This window comes from Exiguobacterium sp. s140, from assembly GCF_018617035.1.
GTDB lineage: Bacteria > Bacillota > Bacilli > Exiguobacteriales > Exiguobacteriaceae > Exiguobacterium > Exiguobacterium profundum.
Window position 1 is genome coordinate 1,441,745 of the sequence record NZ_JACSJK010000001.1, and the last position, 21,248, is coordinate 1,462,992.

18 protein-coding genes are annotated in these 21,248 nt (G+C 49.3%); 8 read left to right on the forward strand and 10 right to left on the reverse strand.

Annotated elements, in window-relative coordinates; all coding sequences use genetic code 11:
• Positions 1 to 61: 61 nt before the first annotated feature.
• From KNO61_RS07485 to KNO61_RS07525, 9 genes are all read right to left on the reverse strand, one after another.
• Positions 62 to 2,359 carry a glycoside hydrolase family 65 protein gene (locus tag KNO61_RS07485; RefSeq protein WP_078146456.1) on the reverse strand — a complete coding sequence of 766 codons (2,298 nt, stop codon included), beginning with the start codon at positions 2,357 to 2,359 and terminating at the stop codon, positions 62 to 64.
• Positions 2,360 to 2,567: 208 nt separating this feature from the next.
• Complete coding sequence (locus tag KNO61_RS07490) at positions 2,568 to 2,987, reverse strand: YflT domain-containing protein (RefSeq protein WP_078146455.1); 420 nt, start codon at positions 2,985 to 2,987, stop codon at positions 2,568 to 2,570.
• Positions 2,984 to 3,793: a YsnF/AvaK domain-containing protein gene (locus KNO61_RS07495; RefSeq protein ID WP_214758421.1), complete on the reverse strand. Its 810-nt coding sequence runs from the start codon at positions 3,791 to 3,793 to the stop codon at positions 2,984 to 2,986. The genes KNO61_RS07490 and KNO61_RS07495 overlap by 4 nt, the downstream gene beginning before the upstream one ends.
• Positions 3,794 to 3,880: 87 nt before the next feature.
• The gene (locus tag KNO61_RS07500; RefSeq protein WP_078146453.1) at positions 3,881 to 4,813 is read right to left on the reverse strand and encodes a YsnF/AvaK domain-containing protein; all 933 of its coding nucleotides are present in this window, start codon (positions 4,811 to 4,813) and stop codon (positions 3,881 to 3,883) included.
• Positions 4,814 to 5,049: 236 nt separating this feature from the next.
• Positions 5,050 to 6,093: a LacI family DNA-binding transcriptional regulator gene (locus tag KNO61_RS07505; protein ID WP_078146452.1), complete on the reverse strand. Its 1,044-nt coding sequence runs from the start codon at positions 6,091 to 6,093 to the stop codon at positions 5,050 to 5,052.
• Between the two features lie 54 nt (positions 6,094 to 6,147).
• Positions 6,148 to 7,650, reverse strand: coding sequence for an alpha-amylase family glycosyl hydrolase (locus KNO61_RS07510; protein WP_214689326.1), 1,503 nt, complete (start codon positions 7,648 to 7,650; stop codon positions 6,148 to 6,150).
• 23 nt (positions 7,651 to 7,673) lie between these two features.
• Positions 7,674 to 8,507, reverse strand: coding sequence for a sugar ABC transporter permease (locus tag KNO61_RS07515; protein WP_015880984.1), 834 nt, complete (start codon positions 8,505 to 8,507; stop codon positions 7,674 to 7,676).
• Position 8,508: 1 nt separating this feature from the next.
• Positions 8,509 to 9,861, reverse strand: a complete 1,353-nt coding sequence (locus KNO61_RS07520) for a sugar ABC transporter permease (RefSeq protein ID WP_015880983.1) — start codon at positions 9,859 to 9,861, stop codon at positions 8,509 to 8,511.
• 105 nt (positions 9,862 to 9,966) lie between these two features.
• Positions 9,967 to 11,232 carry an extracellular solute-binding protein gene (locus KNO61_RS07525; protein WP_078146451.1) on the reverse strand — a complete coding sequence of 422 codons (1,266 nt, stop codon included), beginning with the start codon at positions 11,230 to 11,232 and terminating at the stop codon, positions 9,967 to 9,969.
• Positions 11,233 to 11,602: 370 nt separating this feature from the next.
• Between KNO61_RS07525 and KNO61_RS07530 the strand changes: the two genes are divergently transcribed.
• Positions 11,603 to 13,387: a glycoside hydrolase family 13 protein gene (locus KNO61_RS07530; protein ID WP_078146450.1), complete on the forward strand. Its 1,785-nt coding sequence runs from the start codon at positions 11,603 to 11,605 to the stop codon at positions 13,385 to 13,387.
• 159 nt (positions 13,388 to 13,546) lie between these two features.
• Positions 13,547 to 14,905, forward strand: a complete 1,359-nt coding sequence (locus KNO61_RS07535) for an MATE family efflux transporter (RefSeq protein WP_078146449.1) — start codon at positions 13,547 to 13,549, stop codon at positions 14,903 to 14,905.
• A 23-nt stretch (positions 14,906 to 14,928) separates the two neighbouring features.
• On the opposite strand, the gene KNO61_RS07540 is transcribed toward KNO61_RS07535, so the two are convergent.
• Positions 14,929 to 15,669, reverse strand: a complete 741-nt coding sequence (locus KNO61_RS07540; protein WP_240499870.1) for an enoyl-CoA hydratase/isomerase family protein — start codon at positions 15,667 to 15,669, stop codon at positions 14,929 to 14,931.
• Between the two features lie 144 nt (positions 15,670 to 15,813).
• Between KNO61_RS07540 and ybaK the strand changes: the two genes are divergently transcribed.
• The 6 genes from ybaK to KNO61_RS07570 all read left to right on the forward strand — a co-directional run bounded on the left by ybaK (position 15,814) and on the right by KNO61_RS07570 (position 21,055).
• The gene (gene ybaK, locus KNO61_RS07545) at positions 15,814 to 16,278 is read left to right on the forward strand and encodes a Cys-tRNA(Pro) deacylase (RefSeq protein WP_159561895.1); all 465 of its coding nucleotides are present in this window, start codon (positions 15,814 to 15,816) and stop codon (positions 16,276 to 16,278) included.
• Positions 16,279 to 16,297: 19 nt separating this feature from the next.
• Positions 16,298 to 16,996 (forward strand): CDP-diacylglycerol--serine O-phosphatidyltransferase, encoded by a 699-nt coding sequence (pssA, locus tag KNO61_RS07550; RefSeq protein WP_074037646.1) that lies wholly within the window; start codon positions 16,298 to 16,300, stop codon positions 16,994 to 16,996.
• Positions 16,997 to 17,084: 88 nt separating this feature from the next.
• Positions 17,085 to 17,834: a carotenoid biosynthesis protein gene (locus KNO61_RS07555; RefSeq protein ID WP_214872868.1), complete on the forward strand. Its 750-nt coding sequence runs from the start codon at positions 17,085 to 17,087 to the stop codon at positions 17,832 to 17,834.
• Positions 17,800 to 18,498 carry a lysophospholipid acyltransferase family protein gene (locus KNO61_RS07560; protein WP_214872870.1) on the forward strand — a complete coding sequence of 233 codons (699 nt, stop codon included), beginning with the start codon at positions 17,800 to 17,802 and terminating at the stop codon, positions 18,496 to 18,498. The genes KNO61_RS07555 and KNO61_RS07560 overlap by 35 nt, the downstream gene beginning before the upstream one ends.
• Entirely contained in the window at positions 18,495 to 19,562 is a 1,068-nt protein-coding gene (locus tag KNO61_RS07565; RefSeq protein WP_214685851.1) for a glycosyltransferase family 2 protein, read from the forward strand. Before KNO61_RS07560 ends, KNO61_RS07565 begins: the two co-directional genes overlap by 4 nt.
• Before the next feature lie 26 nt (positions 19,563 to 19,588).
• Positions 19,589 to 21,055: a phytoene desaturase family protein gene (locus KNO61_RS07570; protein ID WP_214872872.1), complete on the forward strand. Its 1,467-nt coding sequence runs from the start codon at positions 19,589 to 19,591 to the stop codon at positions 21,053 to 21,055.
• The last annotated feature ends 193 nt before the right edge of the window (positions 21,056 to 21,248 follow it).

Sequence of the window (21,248 nt, forward strand, 5' to 3'; positions counted from 1 at the left end):
GATAAGTTTTTCACACAAAAACAAGCCGACCGAGGTCGGCTTGTTCGTATGAAACGATTGGTCACGCTTTCACTGTTTCAATTGTAATCGACTCGTTTGCAGGAACTGTCACTGCATTTCCATATACATGGATGGTCACATCTGTACCACTTGTTTGCTTGATTGTCACTTGTTCACGTGATGATGTGACCGTCAAGTGATGGCCGCGCCAGAGCATGTTGAACGAGTAACCGTTCCAATCTTTCGGAATCATCGGGCTGAACGAGAGGTTATCCTCTTGAATGCGCATTCCGGCGAATCCATGAACGATGGACATCCACGAACCGACCATCGACGTGATGTGTAATCCGTCTTCCGTGTCATTGTTATAGTTGTCGAGGTCAAGGCGCGCCGAACGTTGGTACAATTCGACCGCTTTGTCTTCATAACCGACTTCTGCCGCAATGATCGAGTAGACACATGGTGACAAGCTCGATTCGTGAACCGTGCGTGGCTCGTAGAAGTCAAAGTTTGCACGTTTCTGTTCGACCGTGAAGCGGTCACCGAACGTATAGAGTCCTTGGAGGACGTCAGCTTGTTTGATAAAGTTCGAGCGAAGGATGCGATCCCATGACCAGTTTTGGTTGAGTGGAAGATGTTTCGGATCGAGGTCTTTCACCAAAATCTGCTCTTTATCCATGAATCCGTCCTGTTGCATGAACACATCTGGAACGAGATCATCTTTTGGATAGTACATCTTCGTTTGGATGTCTGCCCACTTCGCAAGTTCAGCATCCGTGATGCCGAGTGTCGATACGAGCTCTTCGAGACGTGCAGGTTCTGCCTCTTTCAAGTAGTTGTACACTTCTTGCGTATATTCGAGCGTCCATGCGGCGATCAAGTTCGTATACCAGTTGTTGTTGACGTTGTTGTCATATTCGTTCGGACCTGTGACGCCTAGGATCATATACACGTCTTTGTGCGGGACAAAGTTGACGCGGCTAGCCCAGTAACGCGAGATCTCGACCAATACTTCCAATCCGTATTGTCCAAGGTACGACTTGTCGCCTGTGAAGTTCGTGTAGTTGAAGATCGCATGGGCAATCGCACCGTTACGGTGAATCTCTTCATGCGTGATTTCCCACTCGTTGTGACACTCTTCCCCGTTCATTGTGACCATCGGATAAAGCGCACCTTCCATACCGACATTCTTCACAGCATTCTCTTTCGCCTGTGGCAATTGGTTGTGACGGTACTTGAGCAAGTTCCATGAGACTTCTGGTTTGGCTGTCGCCAAATAGAAGTGCAGGCAGTAGGCTTCAGTATCCCAATACGTCGCACCGCCGTACTTCTCACCTGTGAATCCTTTTGGACCGATGTTAAGACGTGAGTCTTCACCTGTATATGTTTGATACATGTTGAAGATGTTGAAACGGATTCCTTGTTGAGCTTCGATGTCTCCATCGATACGAACATCCGCATCTTCCCAGCGTGCGAGCCATGCTTCCGTCTGTTCAGCGAGAAGTGTCTCAAATCCTTTTTCGAACGCCGCTTCGACACGTGTCATCCCAGCTGACTGCAATGCTTCAATCTCGTGGTCGCGGTTCGTGACGACCGACACATATTTGTAGGCTGTCGCTGTCTCACCAGCAGCTACGTTGACCGTGAACTTGTTGGCAACGAACAAATCTGTCGCTTCAAGCACTTCACAACGAGCACCTTCTACGTCCGCGATCATCGATGCCGTGACATGCCAGTCGAGTTTCTTCGTCTTCGTCGTAACGAAAGCGAAACGTTCTTCCACACCACGGTCGACCGGAAGCCAGAACTTCTCATCGTAGTTCGAGTCTTCGTTGACGACATCGCCATCTAAATATGGCGTGAACTCAATTTTTGCTTCGTAGTTGACAGGTGTGACGTTGTAACGAATGGCCAAGACTTCTTTATCCACGATTGAGAAGAAGCGGACGACTTCCACTTTCGTCTCTTCTGTCCCGTTCATCAAGGTGAACGTCCGTGTGAGGACACCACGCTGCATGTCGAGCTCACGGGTGAAATCTTTCACTTCCCATTTCGCCAAGTCGACCGGTGTCCCATTGATGACCACGCGGAGACCGATGACGTTTGTCGCATTCAACACTTTGGCAAAGTATTCAGGGTATCCGTTCTTCCACCAACCGACACGTGTTTTGTCCGGGTAGTAGACGCCCGCCACGTAGAATCCTTGGTGCGTATCATTCGAGTAATCTTCCTCAAAGTTTCCTCGCATCCCCATATGCCCGTTCCCGAGCGATGTGATGGATTCTGCAAGGCGGTTCTCTTTCGGGTGAAGACCTTCCTCTGTTACTTTCCATTCATCGACTGCAAACAATCGTTTCATCTGTCTGCCACTCCTTTTTCTCTACAAGGCTACCTTCGTCGGACAACTAGTTTATGCAACCGTTTGTCTATGAAAGCGCTGTATTTAATCTCACCTTTCATTTTACACAACTGAAACGAGAATGCAATCGTTTGCATAAAACTTTTTATTTCTTTTTTTCATCACATTTTACAATCAAAAAAACCGCCTCTCATCGAGACGGTTTCAATCAATCTTTCTGTTCATTTTCCGGATTATCACCAAACGCCCCATTCGCTTCGTGCCCTTCGAACGCCAGAGTGTTCCCGTCATTGAATCCTGTGTCCGGTTCATCGAGAATCAAAGCGTAGCCTCCGTTCAAAATATCGCCATAAGCGCGGTTGACGTCGTCGTCAGCAAAACCGAGGTCAAGCAATACCCGCTTCACTTCCTGTTCGCCTTCGGTCACACCTGCGAACTTTTGCATCCAGTTCGCGCTCGCTTCTTCCACTTTCGCATCGGTCTTACGTTTGACGAGCGAGATGTCATCTTTGTCTCGCGCGACGACATATAAATCGCGCTCCTCATAGCCTCGTTCGGTCAATTGGTTGATTTTAGCGACGAGAGCCGCCTCATTCTGATAAGTGCCTACAAATCGACTTTTGTTCATCGTTCCTCATCCTTTTGGGTTGTCTGGTTATCAATGGTCACATCGGCTTGCCCGACTTCCCTCACTTTGAGTTCTTCTTTACGGAGCGTTTCGGTCAATGTCTCAATCTCTTCCGTCACACGCTTCCGAACAACAATTTCTTCGACGACGACAGGTCGCTTCACGACGAACGCCCGTTCTTCGATGACTTGAATTCGGAGATGATCCCCTTCGTCAATCGTACGAAATCCCGACCGATTAAAGTCGTAGTCCTCGAGCACATCCTCTGAACCGGCTTTCCTCTCTACATGAACTTGTTCTCTTAAGACCGGAACCTCTATCTCTTGATTGGTTTCTATGATGTAGCGATTGATGACGACTTCACCCGTTTGTACTGCTTGTTTCTCGACGGTCAAGCGCTCCTCGTGCAAGGCAAGCGTCTGTTCTTCCGTCTCCGGTTCTAATTTCATTTTTGGACGGTCGACCTTAAACGATTGGTCGCCACGGTCGGCATCGACGTACAAGAAGAGTCGTCCCTGCTCGATTTCCTGCGTGAAGCGATCCTGTTGCTCCTTCGTGAGCCGCATGCTGCCGATCCAGCGTTCAATCGGTCGCTCGCTCGATGTGACGAGTGAGGCGACCGTACCCGGTTCGTCGGTGACGAGCACATATAACTTCGACTGGCGTCGAACCACGTCCGCGACGTCAGCTCGTTTGACGAGGACGTACATGTCCTCTTCGGCGTAACCTTCTCGTTTCAAATCGACCGTTCGATTGAGCAGCGTTTCCGGCTGATCAAATACTTCTGAGATAATCGCATGTTTCATAGCTTTCGTCCTCCTATGGTGACAATTGGCGAAAAAAAAGATGGTCCCTTAGAGAGAGCCATCCTTGTCGAGATACTGGTCAATCGATTAGAGGCGGTCACGCTCATCGCGACGCGTGTGATCATGATCGCGGTGACGAAGGTCATCATCCCCTTCGATATGCGCTTCTTCTTTACGCAACGTCTCACGTACCTCTTCCGTATCTTTGACTTTTTCTTTGCCTACGACAATTTCTTCGGCCACGACATCTTTTTTCGTCACATTGACACGTTCTTCCGTGACTGGAACGCGAATCTCATCACGTTCTGTCGTCGCATCATAAGAATGTCCTGTCGCTTCACGGTCTCCGTCGACGCGGCGGCGTTCAACATACACTTCGTCGCGCTCTACTTCAACGTCCACGCGTTCTTCACGTTCGACGACATCTTTATCGACGCGAACTTCACCGGTTTGCACACGTTCCTTGTTCACAAGGAGACGCTCTTCGTGCAACTCGAGTTTCTGTTCGTCCGTCAAGTCCGTACGGTTACGGATGTCTTCGTCCATATCATTTAAACGGTTAGCGCCAATCCCAGCCCCAGTTGTGCCAAGGTTATGAGCAGTCGTGTTACCTGCCTCATTCCCTTCTGAACCATAACCTGCTGATGTGCGACCGCCCTCGAACGTATCGTTACGACCATTATCGAACACGCCGTCATTCGTATCTAACAAGAGAACCATGCCACCGTTCTCGATGTCTTGATGGTAGCGCGCTGTCTCTTCTTCTGAAAAACCGAGTTTATCAAAAGTGTGACGAACTTCATCTCCTTCGTCTGCTACTCCGAAAAAGCGATCAAGCCATGACGCTTTCGTTTCTTTTACTTCTGCATCCGTTGAACCTTGAACCATTGAAAGGTTCGATTTATCTTTCACTACTACGTATAAATCATCTTCGCGATGCCCTTGAGCACGAAGCTCATCAATTTTTGAAACAAGCTCTGACTCCTGATAGTAAGTACCTACATAACGTTTGTTATCCATGATTGTATCTCCCTTTCAAATTTTTTATTTTTTGGTTGTTGGTTTGGCAGATTCACAACAATCTGCTATTTGAACCGGTAATGTGAATGTTCCCCCACGCTTTCTTTTCAAGCACTGTTTTCACATTTGTAATCTTTATGTAATATTATGACTTTTGACCGATTGATTATTCTACTATTGTATGCGTCTAATTTTTGTACAAAAAAATTCTTCCACAGGATGCGGAAGAATTTCGTTTAATCGACGACTTCTGTTTTCTTTTTCTGACCACATGATTGTCGAACGACTAAATAGTGCGGAACGATGACGCGTTTCCCATAAGGTGGAGCGTTATCACTGATTTGTTCGATCAAACAGTTCGTCGCCTCGAAACCGAGACCGAAGATGTTAATTTCGACCGACGTGAGTGGCGGGTTCGAGTGTTCCGCGATATACACGTTATTGAAACTGACGACCGCGACGTCCTCTGGGATTTTGAGCCCCATCTCGCTTAATGTGCTGATGACGCCGAGTGCCATCATATCGTCACTGACAACGACGGCTGTCGGTGGTTCCTCATTTTGTAACAGTTCACGCACGGCCTTCGCGCCGCCCTTCGTCATGAATTCAGCCCGGGCGATGTAATCTTCGCATACCGGGATGCCTGCTTCCATGAGGGCCGTCGCGTACCCGTTCCGACGATCTTGTGTGACGGCGAGTTTATCCGATCCCCCGATGAAGGCGATGCGACGATGACCTAAGTTATAAAGGTGTTTCGTCACTTCACGACCAGCCAAATAGTTGTCCGTATCGACGTAAGTGATGGAAGAAGCGTCCCCGAACGGCTTACCGACCACGACGAACGGAAACTTCGTTTGACGTAAGTATTGGACGACTTGGTCGTCTTCACGTGAATAAAGAACGATGACACCGTCGACACGGCGTCCTTGTACCATCTCGATCACACCGGACAAAACTTCTTCTTCTGTCACGCCGGTCGTCATATAAAGCGAGTATCCATTCTGGTGCGCCTTCGTGCTAATTCCTCGTAGCACTTCCGGGAAGAACGGGTTTTGAAGCGTCTTTGTTGCCGCGCTCGGCATGACGAGACCAATCGACTGCGTCGAGCGGTTAGCGAGACTTCTCGCATGAATGTTCGGATGATACCCGAGCTCTTCCATGGAACTTCTAACCCGTTCTTTTGTCTTTTGACTGATTCTTGGGCTGTTGGCGATGACGCGAGAGACTGTCGACGGCGCGACGTTCGCGTGCTTCGCCACATCTTTGATTGTGATTTGCATGGTGTTCCCCCTGCTTCCGTGAGTTCGATTCGTGCCTTGCGGCGTTTCATGTCTTTATTTGCGGCGCTTCCACATGACCAAACCAGTCAAGAAAATCGGAATCGTAACGACGAGCAAGCCCATCATCCACGGATTGACCGAAGATTCCTCAACGATGTAAGCGTTCGCACTTTCACCAGACAGTTCAATTGTAAACGTTCCGCGCTGATCTGTGACCAGTTGTGAGAATAAAAGACCACGAAGTCTCGTATCTTCCCCGATTTCACTGACATCAATCTCAATCTCCCGATCGTCACGATTCATGTTGATCGCATAGAGCGCGACGTCATCTCCGTCTTTCCGTTCGAAGACGGCCATCCCGTCTTCTGAGGCGATCATGCGCTGCTCTCCTGTCGCAAAGACCGGATATTCTTCCCGCATGCGGTTCATCGTCGCGACGTATTCGTGCAACTCTTCATTTCCCGGGAATTCCGTCATGACACGGTTCGCCGGGTCGGTTCCACCGGTCTGCGCATTTTCTGTTCCTTGGAAGACGATCGGCATACCAGGTGACGCATAAAGCGCGAACAACCCGAGGCGTAATCGTCGTTCCGCTGATTCCACACCGCCGAGTTCCGCCATATGCATGAAGCGTTCGACATCGTGATTATCGAGGAACGTCGCCATCTGGTTCGGGTCGTTGAAGAACGTTTCGGCATAGCTTGCGGCAACGTCAATCTCATCGACGTTCGCTTGCTGTTGCGTCATCGTTTTCGACACCCGGTCATAAAACGTAAAGTTTGTGATGCTGTTGAACCCGAGATCGTCATATTGCGCGACGTATTGCGGGTCTGGGTCGAACACTTCGGCGAGTAAGTAAAAGTCTGGGTCGACCGACCGCACACCTTCGACAAAGTCTTTCCAGAACGCTTTATCGACGTGACGAACCGTATCGAGGCGATAGCCGTCGATGTCTGTCTCTTCGATCCAGTACTTCGCCGCGTCAATCAAATACGATTTGACTTCCGGATCCTCTGTTTTGAAGTCAGGTAAGTCGAACAACCAGTGCGTCTCGACTTGCTCCTGGTCTTTCCAAAATACAATCGGTAACTGTTCATGGAACCATTCCGGCTTTTCTTTAACCCACGGGTGGTTCGGACCGACATGGTTGACGACGAAGTCGAGAATGACTTTCATGTCGCGCTTGTGCGCTTCCTGAACGAGTTCCTGTAAATCCTCTTTCGTCCCAAACTGTGGGTCGATGTTATAAAAATCTTTAATCCAATACCCGTGATAGCCGTCCGGCATATTTTCAAAAACGGGTGTCAACCAAATCGATGTGAAGCCGAGTGATTCGATATAATCGAGCTTCTCGATGACCCCACGGATATCGCCTCCGTGAAACGCTTTCGGATCATCTTTGTCCACCTGTTCATTGTTGTCCGGATTCCCGTCAACAAATCGGTCGACCATAATAAAGTACATGCGTTCTTGTTCCCAAGTAGCGGCTTCCTTTGCCCCGACGACGGTCGGAAACAAAAGAAGCGACAGGAGCACGAGCACGACGCCTCGCCTCATATCGCTTCCTCCTTTTACGAGTATTATCCTTTCGTACCACCCGCTGTGAGGCCAGAAACGAAGTAGCGTTGGAACATGAAGAACAAGATAACGATTGGAAGGGCCGAAAGAACCGCACCTGCCGCGAATAACGTGAAGTTATTATCGAACTGTTTCGAAATCATGTTGTAAAGGCCAACTGCCAACGTTTGTTTCTCTGGTGAACGAAGGACGAGCGATGCCAAGATAAAGTCGTTGAATGGTCCCATGAAGTTAAAGAGAGCAATCGTTGCGACAATCGGCTTCGCGAGCGGCAAGATGATTTGCCAGAAGATTCGGAGGTGACCGGCACCATCCATGCGGGCTGCTTCGTCAAGTTCTTTCGGAATCGTGTCGAAGTACCCTTTCGCCAAGTACGTGTTCATCGGAATCGCACCACCCGCATAGAGCAAGATGAGCGCTGTATGTGTGTCAAGAAGGTTGAGCATGTTGAGCAATACATAAATCGCGATGATCGCAACGAACTGTGGCACCATCTGAAGGACGAGGAACAAGACGAGCGAGTTCTTCCGTCCGACGAAGCGGTAACGTGAGAAGACGTATCCGGTAATCGTCACCAAGACGACAGAGAGTGCCATCGTGATGAAAGCGATTTTCAACGTGTTCACATACCATAAACTATAATCCGAAATCGTTAGGTCAAACAAGTTTTTGTAGTGAATAAACGTCGGGTTCGACGGAATAATCGTTGACGTAATCGTACGCCCCGGGTTGAACGATGTACCGACAACCCAAAGCATCGGATAGAGAATGATGATCGACGCAAGCGTCAAGATGACATACGAGATCGCCAAATTGATTCGTTTTTGTTTTTTCATATCAGATCATATCCTCGTCTTTGAAAGATTTTGTCCGACGGAACTGGATCACGGCAAGTGTCATGATGAAGAATGACAGGATGAGTGTGATCGCAGCCGCAAGTCCGTATTGCGGGTTGGCACCGAGAGACAATTTGTAAATCCAAGAAATTAAGATGTCGGTACCGCCGGCCGTTTGTCCAGGTACAGCAGGGCCACCGCCATTAAAGAGATAGATGATGTTGAAGTTGTTGAAGTTGAACGTGAACTGCGTGATCAAGATCGGTGCTGTCGCGAACAAGAGCATTGGCAATGTGATCAAGCGGAACTTGTCAAAGATTGTCGCTCCGTCAATCGTCGCCGCTTCATACAAGTCACCAGGAATCGACTGAAGCACACCCGTCATGAGCGTCATGATGAACGGGAAGCCGAGCCACCATTGAATGAGAACGAGTGCCGTACGTGTCGCTGTCGGGTCGGTCATCCAGTTGACCGGGTCAAGACCGAGTGCCGGCAAGATTGTCGTATTGAACACCCCGAACGATTCGTTGAACATCGAGCGGAAGATCAAGATCGTGATGAATGCTGGGACCGCCCATGAAAGAATCAAGATCGAACGGAACAAACGACGGAAGCGAAGTCCTTCTTGGTTCAAGAGTACCGCAAGGAAGATCCCGATTGCGATGACACCTGTCGTTGAAGCGACCGTCCAGACAAGCGTCCAGCCGAGTACGCCGACGAACGTGTCACGGAAGATATCGATTTCAAAAATACGTGTAAAGTTCTCGAATCCGACCCATTCCACGAGTTTCGCTGGTGGTGCGTTGTTGTAGCGATAGTTCGTGAAGGCGATCAAGAATGTAAAAATCAATGGAAGAATAACGGTAAACACTAACAAAATGAGTGATGGGATTAACATTAAGTATGGGAATCCATGGTCACGCAAGTTGCGAAGTTGCATTTGGAACGATGGAAGGTTTAGATGCTGATCACGAGCGCGACCGACACGATAGGCGTCACGAATGTTCCAAACATAGAACGCGATTCCGAAGAAAAGTAAAATTAACGCGACAATCCCCTCGACCATCAAGAAGATGGAGTGGTCGTTACGAGGTCCTGGCACTTCACCAAGCGTGATCAATCCCCAAAGTCCTCCACGGTCACCTGGTCCGGCGCCCGCCCCTTTGAAAAATAGATCATAGTTTACGGCAAAATAAGATACGACGACGATAAAGAACGCTACCGCCTTCGCGTATTGTTTGTTGTATAACTGTCCGAGTCCCGGAATGATGGAAAGTAGTCCCGCGTTCCGAGCATGGTTTGTAGGCTTGTCCGGGCGTTGGTCCGGTGATTTAGGGTTCGCAATTGCAGCCATCCTCAGTTTCTCCTTTCGATTTGAGCAAATCAATCAAGCAAACGTTTGCTCAATGCTAGAAAATGATGGGGAACGCCATGTGGCGTACCCCGTCATCTCAATTCCTTATTGGTTGTTCGCTTGGATTTGTTGTTCGATGACTTTCACTGCATCATCTGCAGATTTTTGTGCATCTTGTTTACCAGTTGCTACAAGCTGAAGCGCTTGAGCCATTGGCTCCCAAACTTGTCCCATTTCAGGAATGTTCGGCATTGGGATTGCGTTTGTTGCTTGGTCGAATACCGCTTTCGCAACTTCGTTCGACGTGATTGTCTCGTTCGACTCGAGTGCTGCTACTGGCGGGATCTCGTTGTATGCTTCAAACATTGCCAATGCGTTTTCTTCATTCGTCAACTCTTGAAGGAACATTTCAGCCCACTCTTGGTTTTCTGTGTAAGCTGAAAGGGCATATGTTTTCACACCCATGAACGTCTTGATTGGCTCACCGTTCGGAAGTGTTGGCATTGGAGCCGCTCCGAGGTTCACGCCTGCATCTGTGTAACCAGCCACAGCCCATGGTCCGTTCATGACTGAATGAGCTTTCTTCTCAGTGAAGAGTTGGTCCATCGCTTGGCCACCAGACTCACCGATCAACCCTTTAGGGAAGAGGCCTTCTTCGTACCATTTACCGATGTATTCGAATCCTTCAACTGCACCTTCGTTGTTCAAACCGATATCCGCTGGGTCGAGTGCGCCACCGTCTTCTTTGAACACGTATCCGCCGAATCCAGCGACAACACCATGTGCGAAGTAGAAGTTATCCCAAAGTGCGAGGAATCCGTACTGCCCGTCAGCTTTCACATCGTTTGATAACTTGTAAAGGTCGTCCATAGATGCTGGAGCTTCAGCCATCAAGTCTTTGTTGTACATGAGAATTGGTGTCTCAACTGATTTTGGATATCCGTAAGCTTGACCATCGTACATGACAGCTGATTTCGCAGCGTCTGTGAACGCGTCAAGCGATCCTTCGTCAGCGATTGGAGCCAAGTGACCTTGGTCTGCGATTGTACCGATCTGGTCGTGTGGTACGAGCACGATGTCTGGACCTTTTCCAGCTGGACCGTCAAGCGCAAGCTTGTCTTTTTGGTCTGTCATCTGTACTTCGACAACTTCAACTTTTACGCCATGCTCTTCTTCGAACGCCTTCGCAACTTCTTTCGTTGTTTCAGACTTTTCGATGTCTTCCCAGACTACGATCTTTTCAGGTTTGTTCTCGCTTGAAGAACCACCTTCGTTAGAAGATCCGTTGTCCGTTCCGCCACCACATGCAGCAAGTGCACCGAATGCGAATACTGCTGTTGAAAGTCCTGCTACCATTTTTTTCATCTTCATGATGAAAAACCTCCCCAAGGAAATAGTATGGTCAGATTTGCGCAATCGCACGACCACGTCAATTTTAAAACTCCGCTACGAAATTGACATGGTAGTGAAAACGTTTGCATCCTCACCTCAATTTTTATTATACAGTTGTGAAAGCGTTTTACAAGTCTTTTTTTACACTTTTTTTACGTCTGTTGACCCATTTATGTAATTTTCAAATGTTTGTTCTTAAATCTTCACTTTTTATGCGTTTCAGCAATTGACAAAATGTAAACGCTTTATTAACCTTTGCTTGAGCAAACGTTTTCGCAACATCTGTTCTCATGGATTCCCGATGTTGTAAAATGATGTCATCCCCTATAAAGAAAGGAATGTTTTCCTTATGATGAAAGAAGCGATTTATCATCGTGCCATGTCCCCGTTCGTCTACAAATATGATCGTGAGACGATCCATATTCGTTTCCATACGAAGCGAGGCGATATCGAGTCGGTCGATTTGATTTGGAACGACCCATATGATTGGCACGCTGAAGACCCAGCCATGTGGAACTTCGATCCGGACAAGCCGAGCTACTGGCGTACATACGAGACTCCAATGGAGAAGATCGGGTTTGACGACGCCTATGACTATTGGTTCATCGCTATCAAACCGCCGTTCCGACGTCTACGTTACGGTTTCCGTTTGAATGATGGACAAGAGACGGCCGTCTACACTGAAAAAGGATGGTTCGAGGAGAAGCCGCTCGATGATACGGGCTACTACTTCTGTGTCCCATTCATCAACCCAATCGATATCTTCCATGCACCGTCCTGGGTGAAGGATACGGTCTGGTATCAAATCTTCCCGGACCGTTTCGCCAATGGCGATGCTTCACTCAATCCTGAAGAGACGCTCCCATGGAACTCGACAGAGCCGACGACGACAAACTTCTTCGGTGGCGACTTCCAAGGAGTGATCGACCATATCGATCATTTAGTCGAACTTGGGATCACCGGCATCTACTTCTGCCCGATCTTTAAAGCGACGACGAACCATAAGTACGATACGCTCGACTATATGGAAATCGATCCGCAGTTCGGGACGAAAGAGAAATTTAAAGAGATGGTCGATCTCTTGCACGAGAACGGCATCAAAGTCATGCTCGACGCGGTCTTCAACCATGTCGGATATCATCACCCATGGTTCCAAGACGTCGTCGAGAACGGGCCATCTTCTGAGTATCGCGATTGGTTCTATCTTCGCGAGTTCCCGATTGCGACAGAGCCGAAGCCGAACTACGACACCTTCGCATTCGAAAAGAACATGCCGAAGATCAATACAGAGCATCCAGAGTTAAAAGCCTACTTATTAGATGTTGCCCGTTACTGGGTCGAAGAATTCGGTATCGACGGGTGGCGTCTTGACGTCGCTAACGAAGTCGACCATGCGTTTTGGCGTGACTTCCGCACGGCGGTCAAAAATGCGAACCCGGAAGCCTACATCCTCGGGGAGATTTGGCACGACGCACAGCCTTGGTTACAAGGTGACCAGTTCGATGCCGTCATGAACTACCCGTTCACGAATGCGAGCTTGAACTACTTCGCCCTCGACCGGACGACCGCTTCGGAGTTCCGTAACGAGCTGACGCGTGTCGAGATGATGAACACGATGAACGTCAACGAAGTCACCTTCAACTTGATCGATTCGCACGATACACCTCGTGCGTTGACACGGGCGAAAGGACATAAAGGCAAGTTCAAACTCTTGATGACGTCGATGCTGACTTATACAGGTAGCCCATGTATTTACTACGGGGACGAAATCGGACTTGAAGGCGAACAAGACCCGGGTTGCCGTCGCTGTATGCCATGGGATGAAGCCGAAGAAGACCGTAACCTCTTCCGCTACATCCAAAAGCTCATCCAGCTTCGTAAGGACCACCCTGTGCTCGCAAATGCCGGCTCGTATCGCTTCAACCTGGTCGACGATGCGAACAATGCGGTCATCATCGAGCGGTGTACGAAAGATGAGACATACTTGGTTTACTTCAACAACTCAGACTCTGCTTCGAAACTGAATCCGCTCGGTTATACAGGAGCAGCCACGGACCTCTTGCATGACCGCGACCTCGACTCACTCGAAATCGAACTGGCGCCATTTAGTGCTGCTATTCTGAAATTGAAATAAATTCGAAAATCACCTGATTTCTTCGGGTGATTTTTTTGTTGAAAATAATTTAGCAAACCCCTTTCTTTTTCATTTCATAAGGAGTAAGATGACCTTTGACATTTTTATAAAACAAATAGTTAACAGAAAGAATTATAGAGAAAAGGGAGAATACACTACATGCAGACGAAACAAACGGAACAGCTCACCCTGTTCAAACTGTCGTGGCCGATTTTCATCGAACTTGCCCTCCATATGGGAACCGGGATCATCGCCACATTGATGCTCGCTCACTACTCAGACGCCGCCGCCTCAGCCGTCGGGGTTGCCAACCAAATCTTAAACGTGTTCTTGATCGTCTTTAGTGTGACGTCTGTCGGGGCGACCATTTTGATCGGTCAGGCCATCGGGGCTGGGCGCATGAAGAAGAGTCGTGACTTCGCCCGCTCCGCCGTCAGTTTGAACATGTGGCTCGGTGCGATCATGGTCGGCGTCATCTTCTTGTTCGGCGAAACGTTCTTACGCCTGTTCGGTCTATCGGACGAACTGTTTGCACACGGGTTGTTGTTCCTGCAAATCGTCGGCTTGTCGTTATTCACCGAAGCACTCATCATGGCGCTCAGTTCGATCCTCCGGAGTCACGGGATGACGAAACACGCCATGCTCGCGACGCTTCTGATTGATATCATCACCGCCGTCGGTGCCATTTTTGCCGTTACCGGCTGGTTTGGCCTTCCGGTCACAGGCGTTGCCGGTGTCGCTTGGGCCATCGTGATCGCACGATTCGCCGCTATGGTTCTCTTGTTCTGGCTCGTCAAGCGGAAGCTCATGATCCGCTTCCCGTTAAAAGAAGTGATTCGTCCGAAGAAAGACGACATCCAATCGCTTCTTCAAATCGGTGTCCCTTCTGCCGGAGAGAATTTATCGTATCAGGCATCCCAAATTATCATCACTGGATTTATCGCGACGATGGGCGAGGCGTCTCTTGCTGCTCGAGTGTACGTGATGAACTTGTCGATGCTTGCCTTCTTGTTCACCGTCGCCGTCGCGCAAGGAACCCAGCTTTTGATTGCACGGGATATTGGGGGGAAACGGTTTAAAGAAGCCTATCATCGTGCCGTCAAGACATTGAAGATTGCCATGTTCGCATCGTTCGTCGCCTCTCTCGGTTTAGCGGTGTTCAGCGAATCGCTACTCGGTCTCTTCACATCAAACCCTGACATCATCGCGGTCGGTGTGCCAATCTTATGGGCGACGCTCATTTTAGAGCCGGGTCGCGCCATGAACATCGTCTTGATGGGGTCATTGAAGTCTGTCGGGGACGTCCGCTTCCCGGTCATGATCGGAATTGCCTCGATGTGGGGCGTCGCCGTGGCGTTCAGCTACTTGTTCGGTCTTCAAATGGGACTCGGCATCCTTGGGATTTGGCTCGCCTTCTCCCTCGATGAGTGGTTCCGCGGATTCTTCGCGTTCCGTCGTTGGAAATACGGGACATGGCAACAAAAAGGCTTCCAGTTCGAAGCAAAATCAACCACGTAAAAAAGCGGCCGCGGCCGCTTTTTTTATTTCATCAAGAATGCCTGCATCGCTTGGCGGTGCACGTCCGTGTCCCCACACTTCCGTTGCCATTCGATTTCTTCATTCAATCCATCCTCAAATGAAGCGGCTCGCATGAGCGCCTTCATTCCTTGAACAGCGACCGGTGATTTCGCAGCGAGTGTCTCCGCATATGAAGTCAATCGCTCCGTATACATCGCATCTTCCACGAGCTCGGTGACGAGCCCGAATGAACGCGCGGCCTCCGAGTCAATCGTACTGCCACTCCAGAGCCAATCTAACGCAAGGTCGTCGCGCATGAGTCGACGCAGGTGATATGGACCGCCCGCATCCGCGACCAACCCGATTTTAATGAACGCCGAGCTGAACTTCGTCGACTTGGCGACGATTCGAACGTCTGCCGCGAGTGCCAAGCTGAGCCCTGCTCCAGCCACGACACCGTGAATCCCTGCGATGAGCGGTTTACGACTCGAGAAAAGTGCACGTACGAGCGGATGATACACGTCTTCTAAATATTCCCCATAGTCCGCATCGCTCTCGATCGTTAAATCTTGTCCGGATGAGAACGCTCGTCCCTCACCGACAAGGACGATGACACGAACGGCGTCGTCCTGTTCAAATGTGTCGATTGCCGTTTTCATTTCACGAAGCAACGTCTCGTTCAAGGCGTTTAGCTTTTCAGGTCGGTTCAGTTTCAACCACCCTACCCCATTGTGTGTCGTCAATTGAATCGTCTCCACTTCCATTCCCCCTTCAAAATGAATCACTGTTCATTTCTTCGTCATTGCTTCAAACTCCTTCCTTTACTGAAAAGTTTTTTGAAGTTCAATTGCCGGGAAGTTGGTTGATTTGCTATTCTAAAAGGAGTCGGTCACGAAAGGATGAGTCAGATGCAACTGACAAACGCCGCTCGGCAACTGAAACAGAAGAAGATTCCGTTCACCTATCATACGTATGAAGTCGATGACACCGATGTCTCAGCTAAACATGTGGCGATGACATTGAATAAACCGCTCGACGAACTGTATAAAACGATTTGTCTCATGAACGAGAAAAAGCAATATGCCTTCTTTCTCATCTCTGGAGAGCGTGACATCGATTTAAAAGCAGCCGCTAAAGCTTGGGGGGCGAAGAAAGCATCGACCGTCCCGATGAAAGAGCTCGAGACATTGACCGGTTATATTCGAGGAGGAGTCTCTCCGATTGGGGCGAAGAAGCCGTTCCCTGTCTATCTGCACGAAGCAGCTCAAGACAGAGAAACAATCACCATTTCTGCTGGAAAACGCGGCTATCAAATCGAATTAACACCTGAAGATTTACTGCAATTTACAAACGGGCACTGGTTCAGCCAATGACCTTACTGGGGGCAAAATTATGTGGAAAGAACGTATCCGTTCGTGGGTCCCAAACTCCTTTACGTTCGGAAATTTATTTTGTGGTGTCGTCGCCATCGTCTACGCCGCACGTGGTGACTTCTCAAACGCCACACTGTTAATCATCATCGCGATGATGCTCGACAGTTTAGACGGGCGCCTCGCCCGTATGCTCGGGGTCGCTGGCGATTTTGGGAAAGAATTGGACTCACTCGCTGACATCGTCACGTTCGGGGTCGCACCGGCGATGCTCGCTTATTACACCTTCTTTATTGATTACGGCAATTATGGATTGTTTTTTGCGGCACTTTTCCCGCTATTCGGTGCCTATCGCCTGGCTCGCTTCAATTTATCTGCGACAAACGTTGCAGCGAGTTACTTCTCTGGTGTCCCGATCACGGCCGCCGGGGGACTTCTCGCTGTCATCACGACGTTCGGTGACCGCGTCAGCGAACTGTTGACACCGATTTTCTTCACGGGGCTCGCCCTGTTGATGGTCAGCCGTGTTCGCATCCCGAGTTTTAAAGATGTACCATTGCCACGTCACTCGTTCATCATTACCATCAGCCTCGTCTATGTGACGTATATGATGTTCGCCCGTTGGAAAGAATGGCCGACGTTTTGGTTCATCGCCATCCCGTTCTATGTCTTATTCATCGCCTTCTCATTCGTGAAAAGACGGAAACGGATGGCCAATTGAGAGTCTCGTTCAGCGAGGCTCTTTTTTGTACATGCATTTGTTAGACGAAGACTTCGATGAGCTTTAGAATGAAAGAAGAGGTGATGGAATGAAAGTGTATCCGTTTATTTGGAAATGGTTTATTGTTTGGTATTTCATTGGGTTGATTTTAGTTGGATTCGACCTGCTTCCGCCTTGGCTAGAATGGGCAAACCCCGTCTTTTTATGGCTAGCCGGCGCGATTGGCGGAACGATTCTTTATCAAGGGGTCCGGCAAGGTGCTTGGATTGTTCCGTTTATTTTCTTCGGTTCAATCGCCGTCGAGACTCTCGGTGTGAAGACAGGGTTCCCGTTCAGCGAATACGTCTACGCTGAGGCGTTCGGTCCGACAGTGTTTGGAGTCCCTGTCACAATCGGTGCGGCGTGGCTTGCCGTGATTGGATCTAGCTTTGCCGTGGCCCGTCTCTTTCCATTCCGCCACAATATTTTATGGCTCGTCCCAATTCTCGCCGTGTGGCTCGATATGGCAATCGATCCGGTGGCGGCAAACGTGAAAGGCTACTGGGAATGGGGGAATGACGGCTTATATTATGATATCCCGACACAAAACTTTATCGGTTGGTTCGGGTTATCCCTTATTTTCTCATGGTTGTTACAGCGTCACGAACGAGCTGTTGATTCCTTGTTCATCCAGCACGGCGTCTATTTGTTCGTCATGCTTCACGCGCTCTTCGGTGTCACGGCTGTCAATGCTGGTCTCTATGGCATCGGGCTCCTCAGCATCCTCACATCCGGAGTGATTCTACTTGAAAGGAGGGGGCGCGATGATCGAGTCACACAAAAAGAAATGGTTCAATAACCTGTTCTCGACGTTCGTGCGGGAACGGCAAATACGTCCCACCTTCCATAACATTTATATCCGAACGGACGACGTTCCGACCCCCGGATTATTTTTAAGTACACATAGCGCGTGGTGGGACGGTCTCATCATGTATATGATCAATGAACATTTTTTACGACACGATATTCATGTGTTGATGGACGAGGATGGACTACGTCGCTTCCCGTTCTTTCGACACCTCGGTGCCTTCTCGGTGAAAAAAGGAAGTCTCTCCGATGTACGGGCCTCACTGGCTTATGCGAATGAATTGCTCGCGTCCAGGAAATCCGTCTGGATGTTCCCTCAAGGACAAGAGATGCCACAGGAACTTCGACCTGTCGAAATCGAGTCTGGCGCGACGTTGTTACTGAACGACCGCCCCGTCCAATTATGCGCCATGTACTATTCGTTTGAGAACCATGCGGAACCCCTTGTATATGTCCGCTTTCGAACAGTAGTCGTGACGTCGACGACACGACGAGCTCAGAAGCAGGAAATCGCGCAAGCACTTGAAGCGCTCTATGACGACGTGCGACAAGACGCCATCATTCGGTCTGATGCCTATGTGCCGCTCTTTCGACCACGTCGTAATCTTGCTGAATGGACAGAAACGATGTTCCGACTTGGGAGGGGACGTTCATGATCTTATGGCTGCTCACCCTCTCGATGTTTATCTTTACCCTAATCAATCTTTCGTTCTTGAGACCGCTCGCCGACCCAGGACGCACACCGGCGACAGCCGTCTGCATCCCGATGCGCAATGAGTCGCGTCACGTCGATCGACTGATTTCAAATTTAAAGCAGGCGATACCGGATGGGACTCATGTTTATATCTACGAGGACCGTTCCGAGGATGATACATATGAAAAATTGAATCGCGCAATCGGTAACGATACCCGTTTTACCGTCATCCAAGGTGTTCCTTTGCCCCATGACTGGGCCGGAAAAGTTCATGCTTGTCATCAACTAGCATCACGCACGACTGAACCGTATCTTCTCTTTTTAGATGCGGACGTCACGATCGATTCGAGTTTTATCGCCCGCATGCATGCCACGCTCGCTCGAGAGCAGGCCGTCTTTTTATCAGGTTTCCCTCAATTTCCGACATCCACATTTCTCGGGAAATTGTTGATTCCGATGCAACACGTGCTCATCGCCCAACATCTGCCTTTGTTTTGGCGTAAAGTGAAACACCCCGCATTTGCCGCGGCGAATGGCATGAACGTACTCGTCGAGCGGAACAGCTACGAGGAAGTTGGCGGACATGCTGCTATTCGAACGTCGTTGATTGATGATATCGATTTATGTCGAACGTTCAAACGTCATCAAAAAGTCACGTCACTCGTTCAAGTCTCCCCGTTCATCTCCTGCGACATGTATGAAACGAATGAAGAAGTGTGGACCGGGTTTTCAAAGAACGTATTCAAGGGAATGAATGAATCAGTAGGACTCGCCTTGTACTTCATGACATATTACGGCATCCAGTTGACGGCTATGCTCGCTTGGATCTTTTCACCGAGTTGGCAGACGATTAGCGCAGCGATTTTCGTGCTCCTCGCGCGTCTCGCTGTCGATCTGAAATCAAATGGGTCCGGTACATGGTACCATCCACTCAGTTTAATCGCTTACTTGACCTTACTCGGGAATGCCGTCATTCGTAAATGGAGACGGTTGCCCATCACGTGGAAAGGTCGTCACTATTCCTAAGCAGACGTCTAAAGGGGGACAATTGTATGAAACAAATCATAGTGATTGGGGCTGGTCTCGGTGGACTAAGCGCCGCCGTCACGCTCGCAGCACGAGGTTATGACGTCACGGTCATTGAAAAGAATCAACATGTCGGTGGCAAACTCATGCCCATTATAACCGACGGTCACCGGTTCGACTTTGGTCCAAATACGATCACGATGCCGGATGTATTTCGTTCAGTCATTCGAAATAGCGGGGCCAATCCGGATGACTATTTTGAGTTAATCAAACTCGATCAGCATACCGTCAACCACTACACAGACGGGTCATCCTTCACGTTCAGTGCCGATCGGGCAAAACTTGAGGTCGAAGTACGGCGTTTGACCGGTGACCAGTTGAAACACAATCAGATGCGTGCCTATCTAGATGAAGCGGAAAAGCTGTTCGACATTGCGAATAAGCGCTTCTTCACACAAATGGACACAAAGTTGGATCCCGGTCTTTGGGCGGACATGGTCAAAGTGCATCCACTTCAAAGTTTGCACGCCCTTCACAAGAAGTATTTCAAGGACCCACGCATTATTCAGGCGCTCGACCGCTATGCGACGTACATTGGTAGCAGCCCATACGTGACACCAGGTACGTTCGCCCTTATCGCACATTTGGAATTGAATGAAGGTGTCTATTTTGCGAAAGGTGGAAACTGGAATATCGCAAAAGGGTTCGCCAAACGGGCGAGCGAACTCGGAGTGACGTTCCGACTCGGTCATGAAGTGACGAAAATTGATGTGTTGAACGGAAAAGCACATGATGTCGTCGTCGATGACCAAGAAGTCATCTCGTGTGATGCCGTTCTTCTCAACGGTGAACTCTTGACGCAATACCCGCGACTCGTTGACGCGAAAGACCGCCCATCTTTCCCAGTCCCGACACGCGATACCGTCGAACCTTCGATTTCCGCATTCGTCATGATGGTCGGATTGTCCAAACGATTGAATTTGGCACACCATAACGTCTATTTCTCAGACGACTATGAAAGGGAATTTAAAGCACTCTTCCAAGAAGAGCGGTATGCGGACGAGCCGACAATCTATATTTCGAATTCTTCCGCCACCGATCCGTCGATGGGCGAGGCAGGAGACAACCTGTTCATCCTCGTCAATGCTCCGGCACATCTGACCGAAATTGATGCAGATACGTATGAGCATTTGATTCGCAGACGCTTACGTATGTTCGGTGTGGATTGGGAAGAAGAAGAGGTGCTCTACCATAAACGGGTGACCCCACAAGATTTGACCCGTGATTTTTATGCGTACTATGGGGCACTTTATGGCACATCGGCCAACTCGAAAAAAGGAGCGTTTTTCCGTCCTGCACCGCGGTCGACAGACGTATCGAACATCTGGTTTGCTGGTGGTTCGACTCATCCTGGCGGTGGCAGTCCGATGGTGACGCTTTCAGGACAATTCGCTGCACGCTCGATGTTAGAGGACATACCTCTGACAATATGAACATTTTGTGAACGCGAGTTTCGACACTTGTCGACAATTGAAAGACGTGATAATATCATATTCGAGTTCAAGCAGTTCTGTAACGTTTGTTACACCTGTAGCGATCGAATGGCTTCCCCGAGCCTCATCGCGTTTTGAACTTGTCACACCCGAGAAAAAGTGATGAGCGAGTTTCCCCACTCGTATCCCGTAG